We start from the raw sequence: 16,057 nt of genomic DNA on the forward strand, positions 1-16,057 counted from the left end.
TACGTGCACGAATTGCAACGAAAAGCGCAAAGTTCCGCCGCTTTCATTCGATTAAACCGAAAACTCATCCCATTCCAGCAGCCGGGGCTCGGCGAAAAGTCGTCGAGCGATGGCCAGACCAGGCAAAAATCGGCGCAAGGATCGAGTTTACTTGCGGCTAAATGAGGTCCTTAAGCCGATTTTTAACGACGTATGGCCGAGCGCAGACAGTTTTCGCCGGCCCCGCTCAGGGCGCGATGCCCTGACCACAGCCCCTATACTGCTCGCCGTCGATGCTCAGGGTGACCCGCGCCGGGAAGGGCTGCCCGCTCATGCTGTCGAAACAGGCCCGCGCCTCGAGGCGCAACTCGAAGGGCGTATCGGCCCGGCCACTGGCCAGGATCATGCGCCCCTCGCCGTTGTCCAGGGTGGTCACCCGGTAGGGCAGGGTCATCTCGCGCTGCCCATAGTCCAGCACCAGGGTCGCCTCGGGCCGGTCGCTGGCCAGGTTGACCACCCAGCCTGGCTCGTTGCCGCGAGCGTGGAACATCGTCCCCGGCCGCTGGCGACGGGTGAGCACCTCCTGGCTCAGGTCGCGAGTACAGTCGAGCCGCCCCGTGGCGCTCTCCACCACCGCCTGGTCGCCCTTGTTCCAGAAGCTGAGCTCGCCCTGCTGGTAGCGGGCGCCGCTGGCCACCACCGCCGGCGGCAGCCGGTAGGCCCCGTGGGCGGACCAGAGCCTCAGCTCCTCCTCGGTCGCCGCAGTGACCAGGTCCTGGGCCGGCGTGCAGCGCCAGGCGGTCAGCGTCCCGGCGTCGCCGGGGAAGAAGAGCGAGGGCATCAGCGGCGCGGTGGGCGATGCCGCGGGACCCGCCTCCTCGCGGGACGCCCCGCGATCGCTGACCTCGGGGCGTGTCGCCGCACCGTCGGGGGTGGCGGCGCAGCCGGCAAGCCACAGGACCGCCCCCAGCAGGACGAGGGGGCGGGCGGCGGAAGCGGTGTGACGAGACATGGCGGCTCCTTGCGTGTCGGCGATGTTCCCTGAGGCCGCAGCATACCAGCCACTCCGCTCTCGCGCGCCGGCTTCGGGCTCAACGCTGCGCGTCAACCATGGCGACGCCTCAGTTCCCGCGCCGCCTCGACCATGCTGGCCAGGGCCGGCTCCACCTCTTCCCAGCCGCGGGTCTTGAGGCCGCAGTCCGGGTTCACCCAGAGCCGCTCGACCGGGATGCGCTCGGCGGCCTTCTCCATCAGCGCCACCATCCAGGCCACCTCGGGGATGTTGGGCGAGTGGATGTCGTAGACCCCGGGCCCGATGGCGTTGGGGTAGGCAAAGTCCTGGAAGGCGTCGAGCAGCTCCATCGCCGAGCGCGAGGTCTCGATGGTGATCACATCGGCGTCCAGGGCGGCAATCGACTCGATGATGTCGTTGAACTCCGCATAGCACATGTGGGTGTGGATCTGGGTCTCGTCGCGCACCCCCGAGGCGGCCAGCCGGAAGCAGGCCACCGCCCAGTCCAGGTAGCCCTGCCACTCGGCGCGACGCAGCGGCAGCCCCTCGCGCAGCGCCGGCTCGTCGATCTGGATGGCGCGGATGCCCGCCGCCTCGAGGTCGAGGACCTCGTCGCGCAGCGCCAGGGCGAGCTGCCGGCAGGTGGTCTCGCGGGGCTGGTCGTCGCGCACGAAGGACCACTGCAGCAGGGTGACCGGCCCGGTGAGCATGCCCTTCATCGGCCGCTCGGTGAGCGACTGGGCATATTCGCTCCAGCGCACCGTCATCGCCGCCGGGCGGACCACGTCACCGAAGAGGATCGGCGGCTTGACGCAGCGCGTCCCGTAGCTCTGCACCCAGCCGAAGCGCGTGAAGGCGTAGCCGTCGAGCTGCTCGCCGAAGTATTCGACCATGTCGTTGCGCTCGGGCTCGCCGTGCACCGGCATGTCGATGCCCAGCGCCTCCTGGCGGGCCACCACCCGGGCGATCTCCTCGCGCATCCGGGCCTCATAGGCCTCGCGAGAGAGCTCGCCGGCCTTGAAGGCGCGCCGGTCGGCGCGGATCTGAGCCGTCTGGGGGAAGGAGCCGATCGTGGTGGTGGGGAACAGCGGCAGCGCGAGATGGCGCTGCTGGGCCACGGCACGCTCGGCGAAGGGGTGCGCGCGCCGGGTATCGGCCGCCGTGACCCGGGCCAGCCGCTCGGCCACCTCGGGACGATGCAGGCGCGGCGCCTCGCGACGCGACTGCAGGGCCCGGCTGGCGGCTTCCACGCGATCCCGGTCGGCAGCGCCGGCGCGGCCATCCAGCAGGCGTGCCAGGGTGGCTGTCTCGTCGAGCTTCTGCCGGGCGAAGGCCAGCCAGCTCCTGAGCTCGGCATCCAGCGTGGTCTCCGCGGCCAGGTCCACCGGCACGTGCAGCAGCGAGCAGCTGGTGGCGATCCACAGCCGCTCGCCCAGGCGCATGCGCGCCGTGGCCAGGCGCTCGCGCCACAGGGCCAGGTCGGCTCGCCAGACGTTGCGCCCGTCGATGGCCCCCACCGAGAGCACCTTGTGGGGCAGCAGGCGGTCCAGCACCGCGTCGAGCTGCGCCGGGGCACGCACCACGTCGATGTGCAGGCCATCCACCGGCAGTCCCACCGCCAGGGAGAGGTTGTCGCCCAGGCCACCGAAGGGGCTTGCCAGCAGCAGCCTGACCGGGCTGGCCTGCAGCCGATGGTAGGCGCGCTCGTAGGCCTGCCGCCAGGCCAGGGGCAGGTCCTGCACCAGCGCCGGCTCGTCGAGCTGGACCCACTCGACGCCCTGCCCGGCCAGCCGCTCCAGCACCTCGGCGTAGACATCGAGGACGCTGTCGAGCAGCGAAAGCCGGTCGAAATCGTCGCCGGCCTCGCCGCGCCCCTTGCCCAGCCACAGCCAGGTCAGCGGCCCGGTCAGGGCCACCTTGACCGGGTGGCCGGCGGCCCGGGCCTCCTCCACCTGGTCGAACAGCCGGGTACTGGAGAGCCGGAAGCGCTGGCCGGGATGCAGCTCCGGGACCAGGTAGTGATAGTTGGTATCGAAGTACTTGGTCATCTCGCAGGCCGCAGCCGGCTCGCCGCCGGGGGCCCGCCCCCGGGCCATGCGAAAGGCGGTGTCCAGCGACACCTCGCCGCGCGCCACCTCCGCCTCGGCCCCGAAGCGCCGCGGCACCGCCCCCAGCAGCACCGAGACATCGAGCACCTGGTCGTAGAAGGCGAAGTCCCCCACCGTCACCAGGTCGAGTCCGGCCTCGCGCTGGGCCGCCCAGTTCGCCAGGCGCAGGGCACGTCCGGTGGCCTCCAGGGCCTCGCGGTCGATGTCGCCCTGCCAGTAGGCCTCGGTGGCACGCTTCAATTCACGGTCCGCGCCGATGCGCGGATAGCCGATGACATGAGCCAGCGTCATGATGATGTCCCTTTTGCATGAATGATGCCGGGAAGTCTCGCTGGCCAGCGGATGTGAATCAAACTAAACTTCTTAATCTTGAAGATGAATCAGGCTCACTCTAATGCTCGAACTCCGTCACCTGCGCACCCTGGTCGCGCTGCGCGATGCCGGCTCCCTGGTGGAGGCCGCCGAACGTGTGCACCTGACCCAGTCGGCCCTCTCCCACCAGATCAAGGACCTCGAGGAGCGCCTGGGCAGCCCGCTTTTCCTGCGCAAGACCCGGCCGGTGGAGTTCACCCGGGCCGGCACGCGCCTGCTGACCCTGGCCGAGCAGGTCCTGCCGCTGGTGCGCATGGCCGAGCGCGACCTGGCCCGGCTGGCCGGCAACGAGCAGGGAAGGCTGCACATGGCCATCGAGTGCCACAGCTGCTTCCAGTGGCTGATGCCCACCATCGACCACTTCCGCAACCACTGGCCGGAGGTGGAGATCGACATCCCCGGCGGCCACCACTTCGACCCCCTGCCGGCGCTGGCCCGCGAACAGCTCGACCTGGTGATCACCGCCGACCCCCAGCCGCTGCCCGGGATCCACTACGAGCCGCTGTTCCGCTACGAGGGCCTGCTGGCGGTGGCCCGGCAGCATCCCCTGGCGGGGCGCCCCTTCGTAACGCCCGAGGAGCTGGCCGAGGAGACCCTGATCACCTATCCGGTGGAACACTCCCGGCTCGACGTCTTCACCCAGTTCCTCGACCCCGCCGGGGTGCGGCCGAAGGAAGTGCGTACCGCCGAGCTGACGATCATGATGATGCAGCTGGTGGCCAGCGGGCGCGGCGTCTGCGCCCTGCCCAACTGGGCGCTGACCGAGTACCTGGAACGCGACTACGTCAAGGCCGTGGCCCTGGGCGAGAAGGGGGTGTGGAGCACGCTGTTTGCGGCCATCCGCGAGGAGACCCGCGGCGCGCCCTGGATGGAGGACTTCCTGCGCACCGCCAGGGAGACCTCCTTCGCGGTGCTGGAGGGGATCAGGCCGGCGTAGCGTTGCGCCGTGGCAGCAGCAGGGTGAAGCGCGCCCCGCCCAGCGTGGCGCTGGCATCCACCATCACGCTGCCGCCGTGCCAGGCCATGACCTTCTGCACGATGGAGAGCCCCAGCCCGTAGCCGCCGGAGCGGCGAGTGCGGCTGTCGTCCAGGCGCGCGAAGGGCTTGAAGACCTCGCTGCGCGCCGCCGCGGGAATGCCGGGACCATCGTCCTCCACGTCCAGGCGCACCAGCCGGGGTTCGCTCTGCAGGCGGATCACCACCCGGGAACGGGCGTGACGGCAGGCATTGGCCACCAGGTTCTGCAGCGCCCGCTGCAGGTAGCGGGGCTCTGCCTGGACCTCGACTTCCGGCCCCGCCTCGAGCTCGATGCGGATAGTGCGATGCAGCGGCCGCAACGCCTCGATGACCCGCTCGGCCATGGCGCGACAATCGACCAGCGAGGTCTCGAGCTCGGCGCCATTGGCCGTCTCGCTGCCCAGCCGGGCATAGGTGAGGATCTCGTCGATCAGCTCGTCGAGTTCGGTGATGTCGCCATCGACGCCCTCCAGCTGCCGACGGATCGCCGGATCATCGGTCATGTCCTCGACCATCTGCACCGCGAACCGGATGCGTGCCACCGGGGTGCGCAGCTCGTGGGAGACGGCGCGGATCATGTCCTGCTGGGCGCGCAGCAGCGACTGCACCTGGGCGGCCATGCCGTTGAAGGCCATCCCCAGGCGCCCCAGGAAGTCGCCGCTCTCGACCTTGACCCGGGTATCCAGCCGTCCCCCGGCGATGCGGGTCGCCGCCAGCTCCAGGCGCGCCATGCGCGCCTCCACCCCGCGCACGATCAGGTAGATGATCGCCGCCAGCACGCCGAGCAGCAGCACCAGCAGCAGCAGCTGCAGCGAGACCGGCAGCGGCTCGAAGGCCTTCACCGGGCCGATGGCCAGCCAGCGGGTCTGGGGGTCGCTGCCGGGCAGCAGGCGGTACATCGCCATGGACCAGCGCCCGGGCAGCAGCCGGATCACCACCTCCCCCTCGGCCAGGCGCGCCAGCTGGCGGGTATCCAGCCCCTCGGGCGGGGACTCGCTCAGCTGCAGGGGGATGCCGTCCCCCGCGACCTGCGCCAGCTGGGCCCGGCGCGCCTCGCCCGAGGCCTGGGTGAGCCACTCGGCGAGCAGCTCGGTGAGCCCGCGCAGCTGCTGCTCGCTGAGGCTCGCCACGTCGACCTCCAGCAGCCGCTCGCCACCGGGGAGCAGGCGCTGCAGGCGCCAGCCATGCTCGCCCCGGGGCATGACCAGCACGCGGCCGCGCTCGAGGCGCGAGCGGGAGAAGTAGTTCAGCGAGAGGTCGTCGACCGACACCAGCCGAAGGGTCATGTCGAGCTGTTCGGCGCGACTCGCCAGCCACGCCTCGCGTCCCGTCTCGGGCAGGGAATCGACCCAGGCGGTCAGCACCCGCATGGGCGGCTCGACCAGCTGCTCGCGATAGTGTTCGCGGCGCACCTGGTCGACCATGGCCAGCCCCAGCAGGGCCAGGCCGAAGGTCAGCAGCAGTGCCAGCGCCAGCAGGACATAGACGCGCAGGAAGGTGCTGTCGGCCAGGGTCCGACGCATGCTTCAGCCATCCCTGACGAAGAGGTAGCCCTTGCTGCGCACCGTCTTGATGCGGTGCGGCTGGTTGGGATCGTCGCCGATCTTGGGGCGAATGCGCGAGACACGCACGTCGATGGAGCGATCCTGGCCGTCGTACTTGATGCCGCGCAGGCGGTCGAAGATCTCCTCGCGGGTCAGCACCCGGCCGGCATTGCTGGCCAGCAGCCACAGCAGGTCGAACTCGGCACTGGTCAGGTCGATGCGCTCGCCGTCCAGCCAGGCCTCGCGGGTGGCGTTGTCGATCACCAGGTCGGCGAAGGTCAGGCGGGTCTCCTCGCCGGACTCGGCCGGCTCGGCGCGCCGCAGCAGGGCGCGCATGCGCGCCAGCAGCACCCGCGGCTGCACCGGCTTGGGCACGTAGTCGTCGGCGCCCATCTCCAGGCCCAGCACCTGGTCCATGTCGTCGGTGCGGGCGGTGAGCATCATGATCGGGCCGGGGTACTCGCTGCGCACCCGGCGGCAGATCGACAGGCCATCCTCGCCGGGCAGCATCAGGTCGAGGATCACCAGGTCCGGCTGCAGGGAGAGGATCCGCTCGACGCCGCGGGCCCCGTCGGCCTCCACCGTGACCCGGAAGCCGTTGGCCTCCAGGTAGTCGCGGGTCAGGCCGGCCAGCCGCTCGTCATCCTCGATGATCAGCACATGATCCTGTTCCTGGGCTTGCAAGCTGTCGTCCATCCTCTGTTCCATCCTGGCGGGCAGGTGAGCGGTCACGGGGCTCCCGCTCTCGGGAGCCAACGCCAATGGCTAAAGGATACCCGAAATCCGACATTCCGCCTTCCCGTCTCCACATGGCGACAGGGAGTGTCTCCAAGGCCCAACGACGGGGCCTGGCGACGGAGGCCATTCTGCCCCCCGGATGGCCACAGCCGATCCACAGGTTATCCACTTGATGGGGGCCAGAAAGCACACTATCTTGTGTCTCGACCCGGCACGAACACTACATCATGTGCCTTAGCAACCGGCACCATGCCTGTCAACCGTCGCCCGCGAGGCGGCCTTCGACCATCCGACTCACCAGTCAGGGACCCCCGGCGCCATGGATACCATTGTCACACCGGACGAGCCGTCCGTTTCCGTCACCGCACCCAAGGCCCTGCGCGTCATCAAGCGCAACGGCGACGTCGTGGCCTTCGATGCCGACAAGATCGCCATCGCCATGAGCAAGGCCTTCATCGCCGTGGAGGGCGACAACGCTGCCACCTCCTCGCGAGTGCGCGACTTCGTCCGCCAGTCCACCGAGAGCATCGAGAAGGCCTTCCTGCGCCGCATGCCCGACGGCGGCACCCTGCACATCGAGGACATCCAGGACCAGGTCGAGCTGGCGCTGATGCGCGCCGGCGAGCAGCGGGTCGCCCGCGCCTACGTGCTCTACCGCGAGGCACACGCCCGGGCGCGGGCCGCGGCCGGTGGCGACATCGTCAAGCCCCACCCCAGCCTCAACGTGACCCTCGCCGACGGCACCACCCGCCCGCTGGACCTGGGCCGCATCGAGACCCTGGTGGCGGACGCCTGCGAGGGGCTGGCCAACGTCGAGGCCCAGAAGATCGTCGACGACTCGCTGAAGAACCTCTACGACGGGGTCACCGTGGACGGCGTCTCCCAGGCGCTGATGATGACCGCCCGTACCCTGGTGGAGAAGGATCCCGACTACACCTACGTCACCGCCCGCCTGCTGCAGGACAACCTGCGCCGCGAGGCGCTCTCCTTCCTGGGCATCGCCGACGAGGCCACCTACGGGGAGATGGCCGAGCTCTACGCGCCGGCCTTCAAGGCCTATATCGCCAAGGGCATCGAGTTCGAGCAGCTCGACCCCGCACTGGCCGAGTTCGACCTCGACCGCCTGGGCGAGGCGCTGGACCACCATCGCGACAACGCCTTCACCTACCTGGGCCTGCAGACCCTCTACGACCGCTACTTCATCCACCGCGACGAGGTGCGCTACGAGCTGCCCCAGGTGATGTTCATGCGCGTCGCCATGGGCCTGGCGCTGGGCGAGGACGACCGCGAGGCGCGGGCCATCGAGTTCTACGAGCTGCTCTCTAGCTTCGACTACATGGCCTCCACGCCGACCCTGTTCAACGCCGGCACCGTGCGCAGCCAGCTCTCCAGCTGTTACCTGACCACCGTGCCCGACGAGCTGGACGGCATCTACAGCGCCATCCGCGACAACGCCCTGCTCTCCAAGTGGGCCGGGGGCCTGGGCAACGACTGGACGCCGGTGCGCGCGCTCGGCTCCTGGATCAAGGGCACCAACGGCAAGTCCCAGGGCGTCGTCCCCTTCCTCAAGGTGGTCAACGACACCGCCGTGGCGGTCAACCAGGGCGGCAAGCGCAAGGGGGCGGTCTGCGCCTACCTCGAGACCTGGCACCTCGATATCGAGGAGTTCCTGGAACTGCGCAAGAACACCGGCGACGACCGCCGCCGCACCCACGACATGAACACCGCCAACTGGGTGCCCGACCTGTTCATGAAGCGGGTCTTCGATGACGGCGAGTGGACGCTCTTCTCCCCCTCCACCTGCCCGGACCTCCACGACCTCTACGGCGCGGCCTTCGAGCAGCGCTACGAGGAGTACGAGGCGATGACCCGCACGGGGGAGCTCAAGCTCTACAAGCGCGTCCGCGCCAAGGACCTGTGGCGCAGGATGCTCTCGATGCTGTTCGAGACCGGCCATCCCTGGATCACCTTCAAGGACCCGTGCAACCTGCGCAGCCCGCAGCAGCACGCCGGCGTGGTGCACAGCTCCAACCTCTGCACCGAGATCACCCTCAACACCTCGGCCGACGAGATCGCGGTGTGCAACCTGGGCTCGGTCAACCTGGCCCAGCACGTGGTGGACGGCAGGCTAGACGGCGAGAAGCTGAGAAAGACCGTGCGCACCGCCGTGCGCATGCTCGATAACGTCATCGACATCAACTACTACGCGGTGCCCCAGGCGAAGAACTCCAACGCCAAGCACCGCCCGGTGGGGCTCGGCATCATGGGCTTCCAGGACGCCCTCTACGCCCAGGACATCGCCTACGCCAGTGACGCGGCCGTCGAGTTCGCCGACCGCTCCATGGAGCTGGTCAGCTATCACGCCATCGAGGCCTCCAGCGACCTCGCCACCGAGCGCGGCCGCTACGAGAGCTTCGAGGGCTCGCTGTGGAGCCAGGGCATCCTGCCCATCGACTCCATCCAGAAGCTCAAGACCGAGCGCGGCGAGAAGTACATCGAGGTCGACGAGAGCGCCACCCAGGACTGGGACCGCCTGCGCGACAAGATCGCCGGCCAGGGCATGCGCAACTCCAACGTGATGGCCATCGCCCCGACCGCCACCATCTCCAACATCTGTGGCGTGACCCAGTCCATCGAGCCGACCTACCAGAACCTCTACGTGAAGTCGAACCTCTCCGGCGAGTTCACGGTGGTCAATGCGCCCATGGTCAACGACCTCAAGGCGCGCGGGCTGTGGGACGAGGTGATGATCAACGACCTCAAGTACTACGACGGCTCGGCCCAGCCCATCGACCGCATCCCGGACGACCTCAAGGCCAAGTATGCCACCGCCTTCGAGGTGGAGCCCAAGTGGCTGGTGGAGGCCGCCGCGCGGCGCCAGAAGTGGATCGACCAGGCCCAGTCGCTGAACCTCTACATCAAGGGGGTCTCCGGCAAGAAGCTCGACGTGACCTACCGCATGGCCTGGTTCCGCGGCCTGAAGACCACCTACTACCTGCGCGCCCTGGGCGCCACCTCGGTGGAGAAGTCCACCGTCGACCGCGGCACCCTCAATGCCGTGAGCAACGCCGCCCCGGGGCAGGCACCGGCGCCAGAGCCCTCTGCCGGGGCGAGCCGCGAGCCGCGCGGCATCGACGACTTCCTGCAGGGCAAGGGCGGCCAGCGGGCACCGAGTGCCGGCGAGATCGACGAGCTGGGCTGCGAGGCCTGCCAGTAACAGCGCCAAGCGCCAAGCGCCAAGCGCCAAGCGCCAAGCGCCAAGCGCCAAGCGCCAAGCGCCAAGCGCCAAGCAACAGGATAAGCGGTGCGAAACGCGCCAATGAAGAAGGCGGCACACGCCGTTGCCGCCTTCTTCCGCCCAAGGGGCGTTTCCCTCTTACATCTTCCATCTCGAGGAGCGAGGAAGAACATGCTGAACTGGGACGAATTCCACGAGGACGAGACAGCCGTCGCCGAGCAACCCAAGCCGGCGCCCGCGCCGCAGCCCGCTGCCGAGCCCCAGGCCGACGATGCGGCCGTTGCCGAGAGCCGCGGCAGCTACCGGGCCGCCGAGGGCGACCGCCTGGCGCGTGCCCGGGCCTCGCTGGAGGCCCTCGACGTGGCCGCCGGCCTCGAGGAGCTGGAGATGGGCGCGGCGCGCATCGAGGTCGACGACAAGCAGATGATCAATGCCCGCGCCGACCTCAACCAGCTGGTGCCCTTCAAGTACGAGTGGGCCTGGCAGAAGTACCTGGACGGCAGCGCCAACCACTGGATGCCCCAGGAAGTGAACATGAACGCCGACATCGCGCTGTGGAAGAGTGCCGAGGGCCTCACCGCGGACGAGCGGCGCATCGTCGAGCGCAGCCTGGGCTACTTCTCCACGGCGGACTCGCTGGTGGCCAACAACCTGGTGCTGGCGCTCTACCGCCTGATCACCAACCCCGAGTGCCGCCAGTACCTGCTGCGCCAGGCCTTCGAGGAGGCGATCCACACCCACGCCTACCAGTACTGCGTGGAATCGCTGGGCATGGACGAGGGCGAGGTCTTCAACATGTACCGCGAGGTTCCCTCGGTGGCCGCCAAGTCCGCCTGGAGCCTCAAGCATACCCAATCGCTGGCGCGCCCGGACTTCAACACCGGCACCCCGGAGACCGACCAGGAGCTGCTGCGCAACCTGATCGCCTTCTACTGCGTCACCGAGGGCATCTTCTTCTACTGCGGCTTCAGCCAGATCCTCTCCATGGGCCGGCGCAACAAGATGACCGGCGTGGCCGAGCAGTTCCAGTACATCCTGCGTGACGAGTCCATGCACCTGAACTTCGGCGTGGACATGATCAACCAGATCAAGATCGAGAACCCGCACCTCTGGACGGCCGAGTTCCAGGACGAGGTCACCCAGATGATCCTCGAGGGCACCGAGCTGGAGATCGCCTATGCCCGGGACACCATGCCCCGCGGCGTGCTGGGCATGAACGCGGCGATCATGGAGGAGTACCTGCACTTCATCTGCAATCGCCGCCTGGCGCAGATCGGCCTGAAGGAGCAGTTCCCCGGCGCGCAGAACCCTTTCCCGTGGATGAGCGAGATCATCGACCTGCGCAAGGAGAAGAACTTCTTCGAGACCCGCGTCACCGAATACCAGGTGGGCGGCGCACTGAGCTGGGACTGATCCCGTAGACGCAAGGCCGGGGCCATCCGCCCCGGCAGGATGGAGGGAGGCCTCGTCATGATGGAGATGCCCATCGCGACCCGTGAGACGCGACGCGCCCGCGTCCGCCGGCCTGCCGCCACCCCAGATGATGACGCCCTGTCCGGCCATGCCGGGCAGGGCGTTTTTCATGGCCCGGCAACAGGCACAACAACGGAGGGCAATCCGATGCAAGCAACCCAAGCCGTAGCACGTCGCGAGTCGCAGGCGTGGCAGTCCGCGCTGGACCGGGCGCTCAGCGCCCATGACAGCGAAGACGCCCTGGCCCGCTATCCCCATGTGGCCTTCGCCTTCCCGTCGGCCTCCCCCAACCCCTACTCGCGGGACTACCCGCTGCTCGACTACCGGGAGCTCAAGGAGTGGGCGACCTCGCGGGGCTGGCGGGTCCGCCCGGCCCCCGAGCGTGCGCCCGCCAACGAGAAGTACAGCCCGCCGGTGCGCTTCACCCGGCTGCCCCGGGGCGGCGCGCGTCCCGCTTCCGGGCCGGGGCACCACTGAGCCAAGCCCGGGGCCGCTGGCCCCGGGCAGCATTGATTCCCGGTGGCCGCGAGCGCTAACGTGGAGGCACGACGTCCCGGGATGACACGGAGGGCTCACCCATGAAAGAGCGCAAGGCCAGAAGCGTGATCACGCGGGTCTTCGTGCCCGCCCATGTCCGCGACCTGCCCAACGGTGAACGGGTGAGAGTACCCGGCCACTACAAGGCCCCGCCGCGGCGATAGCCTCCCCCATGCAGCAGCCCATCATCGGCTACCACCTCGACGAGGAGGGCCACTGGGTCGCGGAACTCGCCTGCGGCCATAACCAGCACGTGCGCCACCAGCCCCCCTGGACCGAGCGCCCCTGGGTGACCAGCGAGGCCGGGCGGCGCTCGCGGCTCGGCCTCGCCCTGGAGTGTGTCAAGTGTGATCGTGGCGAGCCCCGGGACAACCCGGTCAGCGACTAGACTGCGGGTAGCCACCGCCCGGAGGTGCCCCATGGCCGCATCCCGCGACACCCCGACACGCTATCGCGAGAAGCGCGACCCACGCCGTACCCCCGAGCCCATGGAAGACGGCCGGCAGGGCGACCTGCCGCGCTTCGTCATCCAGCAGCACGCCGCCTCCACAATGCACTACGACGTCCGCCTCGAGGTCGATGGCGTGCTGAAGTCCTGGGCCGTGCCCAAGGGCCCCTCCACCGACCCGCGGGTCAAGCGCCTGGCGATCCCCACCGAGGATCATCCCCTGGCCTATGCCGACTTCGAGGGTGTGATTCCCGAGGGCGAATACGGTGCCGGCACCGTGCTGATCTGGGATCGCGGCCACTACCGCAACCTCAAGGAGGGCGACGACCGGCCCTCGATCGCCGAGCAGCTCGAGGAGGGCCATGCCACCGTCTGGCTGGAGGGGGAGAAGCTGCGCGGGGGCTATGCGCTGATCCGCACGCACCTGGAGCAGGGTGAGGGCTGGCTGCTGGTGAAGATGGAGGACGAGGCCGCCGATGCGAGGCGCAATCCCACCTCGACCGAACCCGAGTCCGTGGTGTCGGGACGCACCCTGGAGGAGATCACCCGCGAGGCGGGCAAGGACCAGGCCTGAGCCCGGCGAGTCCGGCTCACGCCACGCAACACCCGCGGCCCGAATGGACCGCGAGGCGCCCGCCGATGCGGCGAGTGGAAGGCCGGGGAATCGCTATCCCTTGGGCCCGAACAGGAGCCAGACGATCAGCCCGATCAGCGGGAAGAACAGCAGGACCAGGATCCAGATCAGCTTGGACAGCCCGCCGGCCGGGCTCTTGGCCACCTTGACGATGGCCCAGATGACGATGATCAGCCAGATAAGGCCCAGCAGGCCGCCTACTTCGATACCCATGCGACGTCTCCTTGTCGATTTCCATTCGGCGAAGTGCCGCCCTTAGAGGTAGCACAGCGGTCGCGAAACGCACAATCGCGGCCGGTAGCGAATTGTCAGCACGCGTAACGGGGCCGCCGCTCACTCGGGCAGCAGGTGCCCGACCTTGACGTAGATCAGCGCGCCATCCTCGCCCGTGAAGGGCGTATGCTGGCTGCGATGGGGGCTGCGCAGCCAGCTGCCGGCGGGATAGGCCCCATGCTCGTCGTGGAAGGTGCCCTCGAGGACCAGGATCTCCTCGCCGCCCCAGTGGGCATGGGTCTGGAAGCGGGTGTTGGGCGCCCACTTCACCAGGGCTACGTGCTCGCCCTCGAAGTCGTGGAGCGGCAGCACCTCGAGACCCTCGACGAGCCCGGGGCGCCAGCCGCCGGCGCGGGTGTCGATGACCTTCTGTTCGGTGTCGTCCGGCGAGAACTGGTGCAGCTTGACGAAGATCAGCGCCCCTTCTTCGCCCACCCGCGGTGCATGAGACGTGCCGATGGGATTGCGCAGGTAGTGGCCCGCGGGATAGCGGCCATGCTCGTCGGCGAACTCGCCCTCCAGCACCAGGATCTCCTCGCCGCCACCGTGCTCGTGGGTCGGGAAGGTGCTGTCGGGCGCATAGCGCACCAGGGAGGTGGCCCGGGCCACCTCGTCGCCGACCCGGTCCAGCATCATCCGCTCCACCCCCGGGGTAGGGGAGTCCACCCAGCGGTACTGGTCGGGCGTGACCACCGCACGGCGGCTGAAATCGGCATTGAGTCGCATGACGCTCTCCTTCTGACAGGGCCTCCGGGCCAGGGACCTCTCGGTGTCGAGCCGCGGGCCTGGCCCGACGCTTGCGTGGCCACGGCATGGCCTCCATCGGTTAGCATGGGGCTCCCCACCGCCATTCTCAAGGAGGCCCCTTGGCCACCGACCTGCTGCTCAATGCGCTGATCTTCCTCGCGGCGGCGGTGCTGATCGTGCCGGTCTTCAAGCGCCTGGGGCTCGGCGAGGTACTGGGCTACCTGGCCGCAGGGGTGGTCATCGGCCCCTCGGTCCTGGCCCTGGTGGCCGACGCCGAGGCGGTGCTGCAGTTCTCCCAGGTCGGCATCGTCTTCCTGCTGTTCGTGATCGGCCTCGAACTCAAGCCCTCGCGCCTGCGCGTGATGCGCAAGGCGGTGTTCGGCTTCGGCAGCCTGCAGGTCGCCATCACCACGGCCCTGCTCTCGCTGGCCGCCTGGTGGCTGGGGCTCTCCCCCGCCGCGGCGCTGGTGGTGGGCTTCAGCCTGGGGCTCTGCTCCACGCCGCTGGTGCTGCAGCTGCTCGGCGAGCGCAAGGAGCTGCAGACCCGCCACGGTCGCAATGCCTTCGCCCTGCTGCTGTTCCAGGACCTGGCGGCCATCCCGGTGCTGGCCCTCATTCCCATGCTCGCGGCCGAGAGCCTGCTCGCCGAGGGGCCGTTGCCGCTGCTGCAGGAGGTGCTGGTGGCGGTCGGCGCCTTCCTCGGGCTGATCGTCGGTGGCCGCTACCTGCTGAGGCCGCTGTTCCACTATGCCGCGGCCACCCGCAGCCGCGAGGTCTTTGCCGGCACGGTGCTGCTGGTGGTGATCGGCGCCGCTCTGCTGATGGAGCTGGCCGGGCTCTCCATGGCCCTGGGGGCCTTCATCGCCGGCGTGCTGCTCGCTGACTCGAGCTACCGCCACAACATCGAGGCCGATATCGAGCCCTACCGCGGGCTGCTGCTGGGGCTGTTCTTCATGGCGGTGGGCATGACGGCCGATATCCGCCTGATCGGCGAGATGCCGCTGGTCGTGCTCGGCCTGACCCTGGGGCTGGTGATGCTCAAGGCGCTGGCCATGCTGGTCGCCGCCAGGCTCCACGGCACCGGCTGGAAGGAGGGGCTCAACCTTGGGGTGCTGCTCTCCCAGGGCGGCGAGTTCGGCTTCGTGCTGCTCTCCGCGGCGGCCAGTGCCGCCCTGCTCGACCCGTCGCTGGTCAGCCTGCTGATACTCGTGATCTCGCTCTCCATGGCGACCACCCCGCTGCTCTTCCAGCTGCATGTGCGGGGCCTTCGCCGCCTCTTCACCCGTCGTCGGGCGAAGCGCGACTACGACACCCTCCCCGACGACGCCCCGCAGATCATCATCGCCGGATTCGGGCGCTTCGGGCAGATCATGGGGCGCGCCCTGCAGGGGCTGAAGATCCCCTACACGGTGCTCGACATCAACGCCGACCAGGTCGAGGTGGTGCGCCGCTACGGCAACCAGGTCTACTACGGGGACGCCTCGCGCATCGACCTGCTCAAGGCTGCCGGGGCCGACCGGGCCCGGGTGCTGGTGGTGGCGGTGGGAGACCCCGAGGCCTCGATGCGCATCGTCGGCCAGGTGCGGCGCCAGTTTCCCCATCTGCAGCTCTATGCCCGGGCGCGCAACCGCCACCATGCCCACCTGCTGATGCGGGCCGGGATCACCCACATCGTGCGCGAGCTGCTCCCCGCCAGCCTCGAGCTGACCCGCGACGCCCTGATCGGCCTGGGCATTCCCCGGGAGCAGGCCCAGCACACCATCGACACCTTCCGCCCCCACGACGAGCAGGCGCTGCTGCGCCAGCTCGAGGTGTTCGGCAACGAGACGCAACAGATCCAGACCATCCAGGAGGCCGCCCGGGAGCTCGAGGCGCTCTACGAGGCGGACGAGGACATCGCCACCCGGGTGGAGGAGATTCCGCGCTTCCGGCGCTGA

14 protein-coding genes are annotated in these 16,057 nt (G+C 69.1%); 8 read left to right on the forward strand and 6 right to left on the reverse strand.

Going from position 1 to position 16,057, the window contains the following annotated elements; translation table 11 throughout:
- Positions 1-226 precede the first annotated feature (226 nt).
- Together DFP85_RS14125 and metE are read right to left on the reverse strand one after the other, a co-directional pair.
- Positions 227-991 (reverse strand): COG3650 family protein, encoded by a 765-nt coding sequence (locus DFP85_RS14125; protein WP_133637066.1) that lies wholly within the window; start codon positions 989-991, stop codon positions 227-229.
- A gap of 92 nt (positions 992-1,083) precedes the next feature.
- On the reverse strand, positions 1,084-3,390 hold the full coding sequence (gene metE, locus DFP85_RS14130; protein WP_133637068.1) for a 5-methyltetrahydropteroyltriglutamate--homocysteine S-methyltransferase: 2,307 nt from the start codon (positions 3,388-3,390) through the stop codon (positions 1,084-1,086).
- A gap of 103 nt (positions 3,391-3,493) precedes the next feature.
- Here metE and DFP85_RS14135 point away from each other — a divergent pair, with 103 nt between their 5' ends.
- Positions 3,494-4,408: a LysR family transcriptional regulator gene (locus tag DFP85_RS14135; RefSeq protein WP_133637069.1), complete on the forward strand. Its 915-nt coding sequence runs from the start codon at positions 3,494-3,496 to the stop codon at positions 4,406-4,408.
- Here the strand turns inward: DFP85_RS14135 and DFP85_RS14140 are convergent.
- Both DFP85_RS14140 and DFP85_RS14145 read right to left on the reverse strand, forming a co-directional pair.
- Complete coding sequence (locus DFP85_RS14140; protein WP_133637070.1) at positions 4,395-6,011, reverse strand: ATP-binding protein; 1,617 nt, start codon at positions 6,009-6,011, stop codon at positions 4,395-4,397. The two genes, DFP85_RS14135 and DFP85_RS14140, sit on opposite strands and share 14 nt — an antisense overlap.
- Positions 6,012-6,014: 3 nt before the next feature.
- The gene (locus DFP85_RS14145) at positions 6,015-6,728 is read right to left on the reverse strand and encodes a winged helix-turn-helix domain-containing protein (protein ID WP_133637072.1); all 714 of its coding nucleotides are present in this window, start codon (positions 6,726-6,728) and stop codon (positions 6,015-6,017) included.
- A 361-nt stretch (positions 6,729-7,089) separates the two neighbouring features.
- Between DFP85_RS14145 and DFP85_RS14150 the strand changes: the two genes are divergently transcribed.
- From DFP85_RS14150 to DFP85_RS14170, 6 genes are all read left to right on the forward strand, one after another.
- Positions 7,090-9,987 carry a ribonucleoside-diphosphate reductase subunit alpha gene (locus DFP85_RS14150; protein WP_133637074.1) on the forward strand — a complete coding sequence of 966 codons (2,898 nt, stop codon included), beginning with the start codon at positions 7,090-7,092 and terminating at the stop codon, positions 9,985-9,987.
- 192 nt (positions 9,988-10,179) lie between these two features.
- Complete coding sequence (locus DFP85_RS14155; protein ID WP_133637076.1) at positions 10,180-11,421, forward strand: ribonucleotide-diphosphate reductase subunit beta; 1,242 nt, start codon at positions 10,180-10,182, stop codon at positions 11,419-11,421.
- A 207-nt stretch (positions 11,422-11,628) separates the two neighbouring features.
- The gene (locus tag DFP85_RS14160; protein WP_133637078.1) at positions 11,629-11,958 is read left to right on the forward strand and encodes a hypothetical protein; all 330 of its coding nucleotides are present in this window, start codon (positions 11,629-11,631) and stop codon (positions 11,956-11,958) included.
- 101 nt (positions 11,959-12,059) lie between these two features.
- Positions 12,060-12,182, forward strand: a complete 123-nt coding sequence (locus tag DFP85_RS19225; protein WP_278032651.1) for a hypothetical protein — start codon at positions 12,060-12,062, stop codon at positions 12,180-12,182.
- A gap of 8 nt (positions 12,183-12,190) precedes the next feature.
- Positions 12,191-12,406, forward strand: a complete 216-nt coding sequence (locus tag DFP85_RS14165) for a DUF3565 domain-containing protein (protein WP_133637080.1) — start codon at positions 12,191-12,193, stop codon at positions 12,404-12,406.
- A 31-nt stretch (positions 12,407-12,437) separates the two neighbouring features.
- Positions 12,438-13,040 (forward strand): DNA polymerase ligase N-terminal domain-containing protein, encoded by a 603-nt coding sequence (locus DFP85_RS14170; RefSeq protein WP_133637082.1) that lies wholly within the window; start codon positions 12,438-12,440, stop codon positions 13,038-13,040.
- A gap of 93 nt (positions 13,041-13,133) precedes the next feature.
- On the opposite strand, the gene DFP85_RS14175 is transcribed toward DFP85_RS14170, so the two are convergent.
- Positions 13,134-13,313, reverse strand: coding sequence for a PLDc N-terminal domain-containing protein (locus DFP85_RS14175; protein WP_133637084.1), 180 nt, complete (start codon positions 13,311-13,313; stop codon positions 13,134-13,136).
- A gap of 120 nt (positions 13,314-13,433) precedes the next feature.
- A complete protein-coding gene (locus tag DFP85_RS14180) occupies positions 13,434-14,099 on the reverse strand; it encodes a cupin domain-containing protein (protein ID WP_133637086.1) in 666 nt (221 codons plus the stop codon).
- 140 nt (positions 14,100-14,239) lie between these two features.
- On the opposite strand from DFP85_RS14180, the gene DFP85_RS14185 reads away from it, so the two are divergent.
- Positions 14,240-16,057 (forward strand): monovalent cation:proton antiporter-2 (CPA2) family protein, encoded by a 1,818-nt coding sequence (locus tag DFP85_RS14185; protein ID WP_133637088.1) that lies wholly within the window; start codon positions 14,240-14,242, stop codon positions 16,055-16,057.

Origin of the sequence: Halomonas ventosae (assembly GCF_004363555.1) — a bacterium.
GTDB classification, from domain to species: Bacteria; Pseudomonadota; Gammaproteobacteria; order Pseudomonadales; family Halomonadaceae; genus Halomonas; species Halomonas ventosae.

What these genes read in the sequence shown, in the direction of transcription:
- DFP85_RS14140 (WP_133637070.1), bottom strand. Translation starts at nt 6,011, where the DNA reads ATGCGTCGGACCCTGGCCGACAGCACCTTCCTGCGCGTCTATGTCCTG.
- DFP85_RS14145 (WP_133637072.1), bottom strand. Translation starts at nt 6,728, where the DNA reads ATGGACGACAGCTTGCAAGCCCAGGAACAGGATCATGTGCTGATCATC.
- DFP85_RS14160 (WP_133637078.1), top strand. Translation starts at nt 11,629, where the DNA reads ATGCAAGCAACCCAAGCCGTAGCACGTCGCGAGTCGCAGGCGTGGCAG.
- metE (WP_133637068.1), bottom strand. Translation starts at nt 3,390, where the DNA reads ATGACGCTGGCTCATGTCATCGGCTATCCGCGCATCGGCGCGGACCGT.
- DFP85_RS14180 (WP_133637086.1), bottom strand. Translation starts at nt 14,099, where the DNA reads ATGCGACTCAATGCCGATTTCAGCCGCCGTGCGGTGGTCACGCCCGAC.
- DFP85_RS14125 (WP_133637066.1), bottom strand. Translation starts at nt 991, where the DNA reads ATGTCTCGTCACACCGCTTCCGCCGCCCGCCCCCTCGTCCTGCTGGGG.
- DFP85_RS14155 (WP_133637076.1), top strand. Translation starts at nt 10,180, where the DNA reads ATGCTGAACTGGGACGAATTCCACGAGGACGAGACAGCCGTCGCCGAG.
- DFP85_RS14170 (WP_133637082.1), top strand. Translation starts at nt 12,438, where the DNA reads ATGGCCGCATCCCGCGACACCCCGACACGCTATCGCGAGAAGCGCGAC.
- DFP85_RS14135 (WP_133637069.1), top strand. Translation starts at nt 3,494, where the DNA reads ATGCTCGAACTCCGTCACCTGCGCACCCTGGTCGCGCTGCGCGATGCC.
- DFP85_RS19225 (WP_278032651.1), top strand. Translation starts at nt 12,060, where the DNA reads ATGAAAGAGCGCAAGGCCAGAAGCGTGATCACGCGGGTCTTCGTGCCC.
- DFP85_RS14150 (WP_133637074.1), top strand. Translation starts at nt 7,090, where the DNA reads ATGGATACCATTGTCACACCGGACGAGCCGTCCGTTTCCGTCACCGCA.
- DFP85_RS14165 (WP_133637080.1), top strand. Translation starts at nt 12,191, where the DNA reads ATGCAGCAGCCCATCATCGGCTACCACCTCGACGAGGAGGGCCACTGG.
- DFP85_RS14175 (WP_133637084.1), bottom strand. Translation starts at nt 13,313, where the DNA reads ATGGGTATCGAAGTAGGCGGCCTGCTGGGCCTTATCTGGCTGATCATC.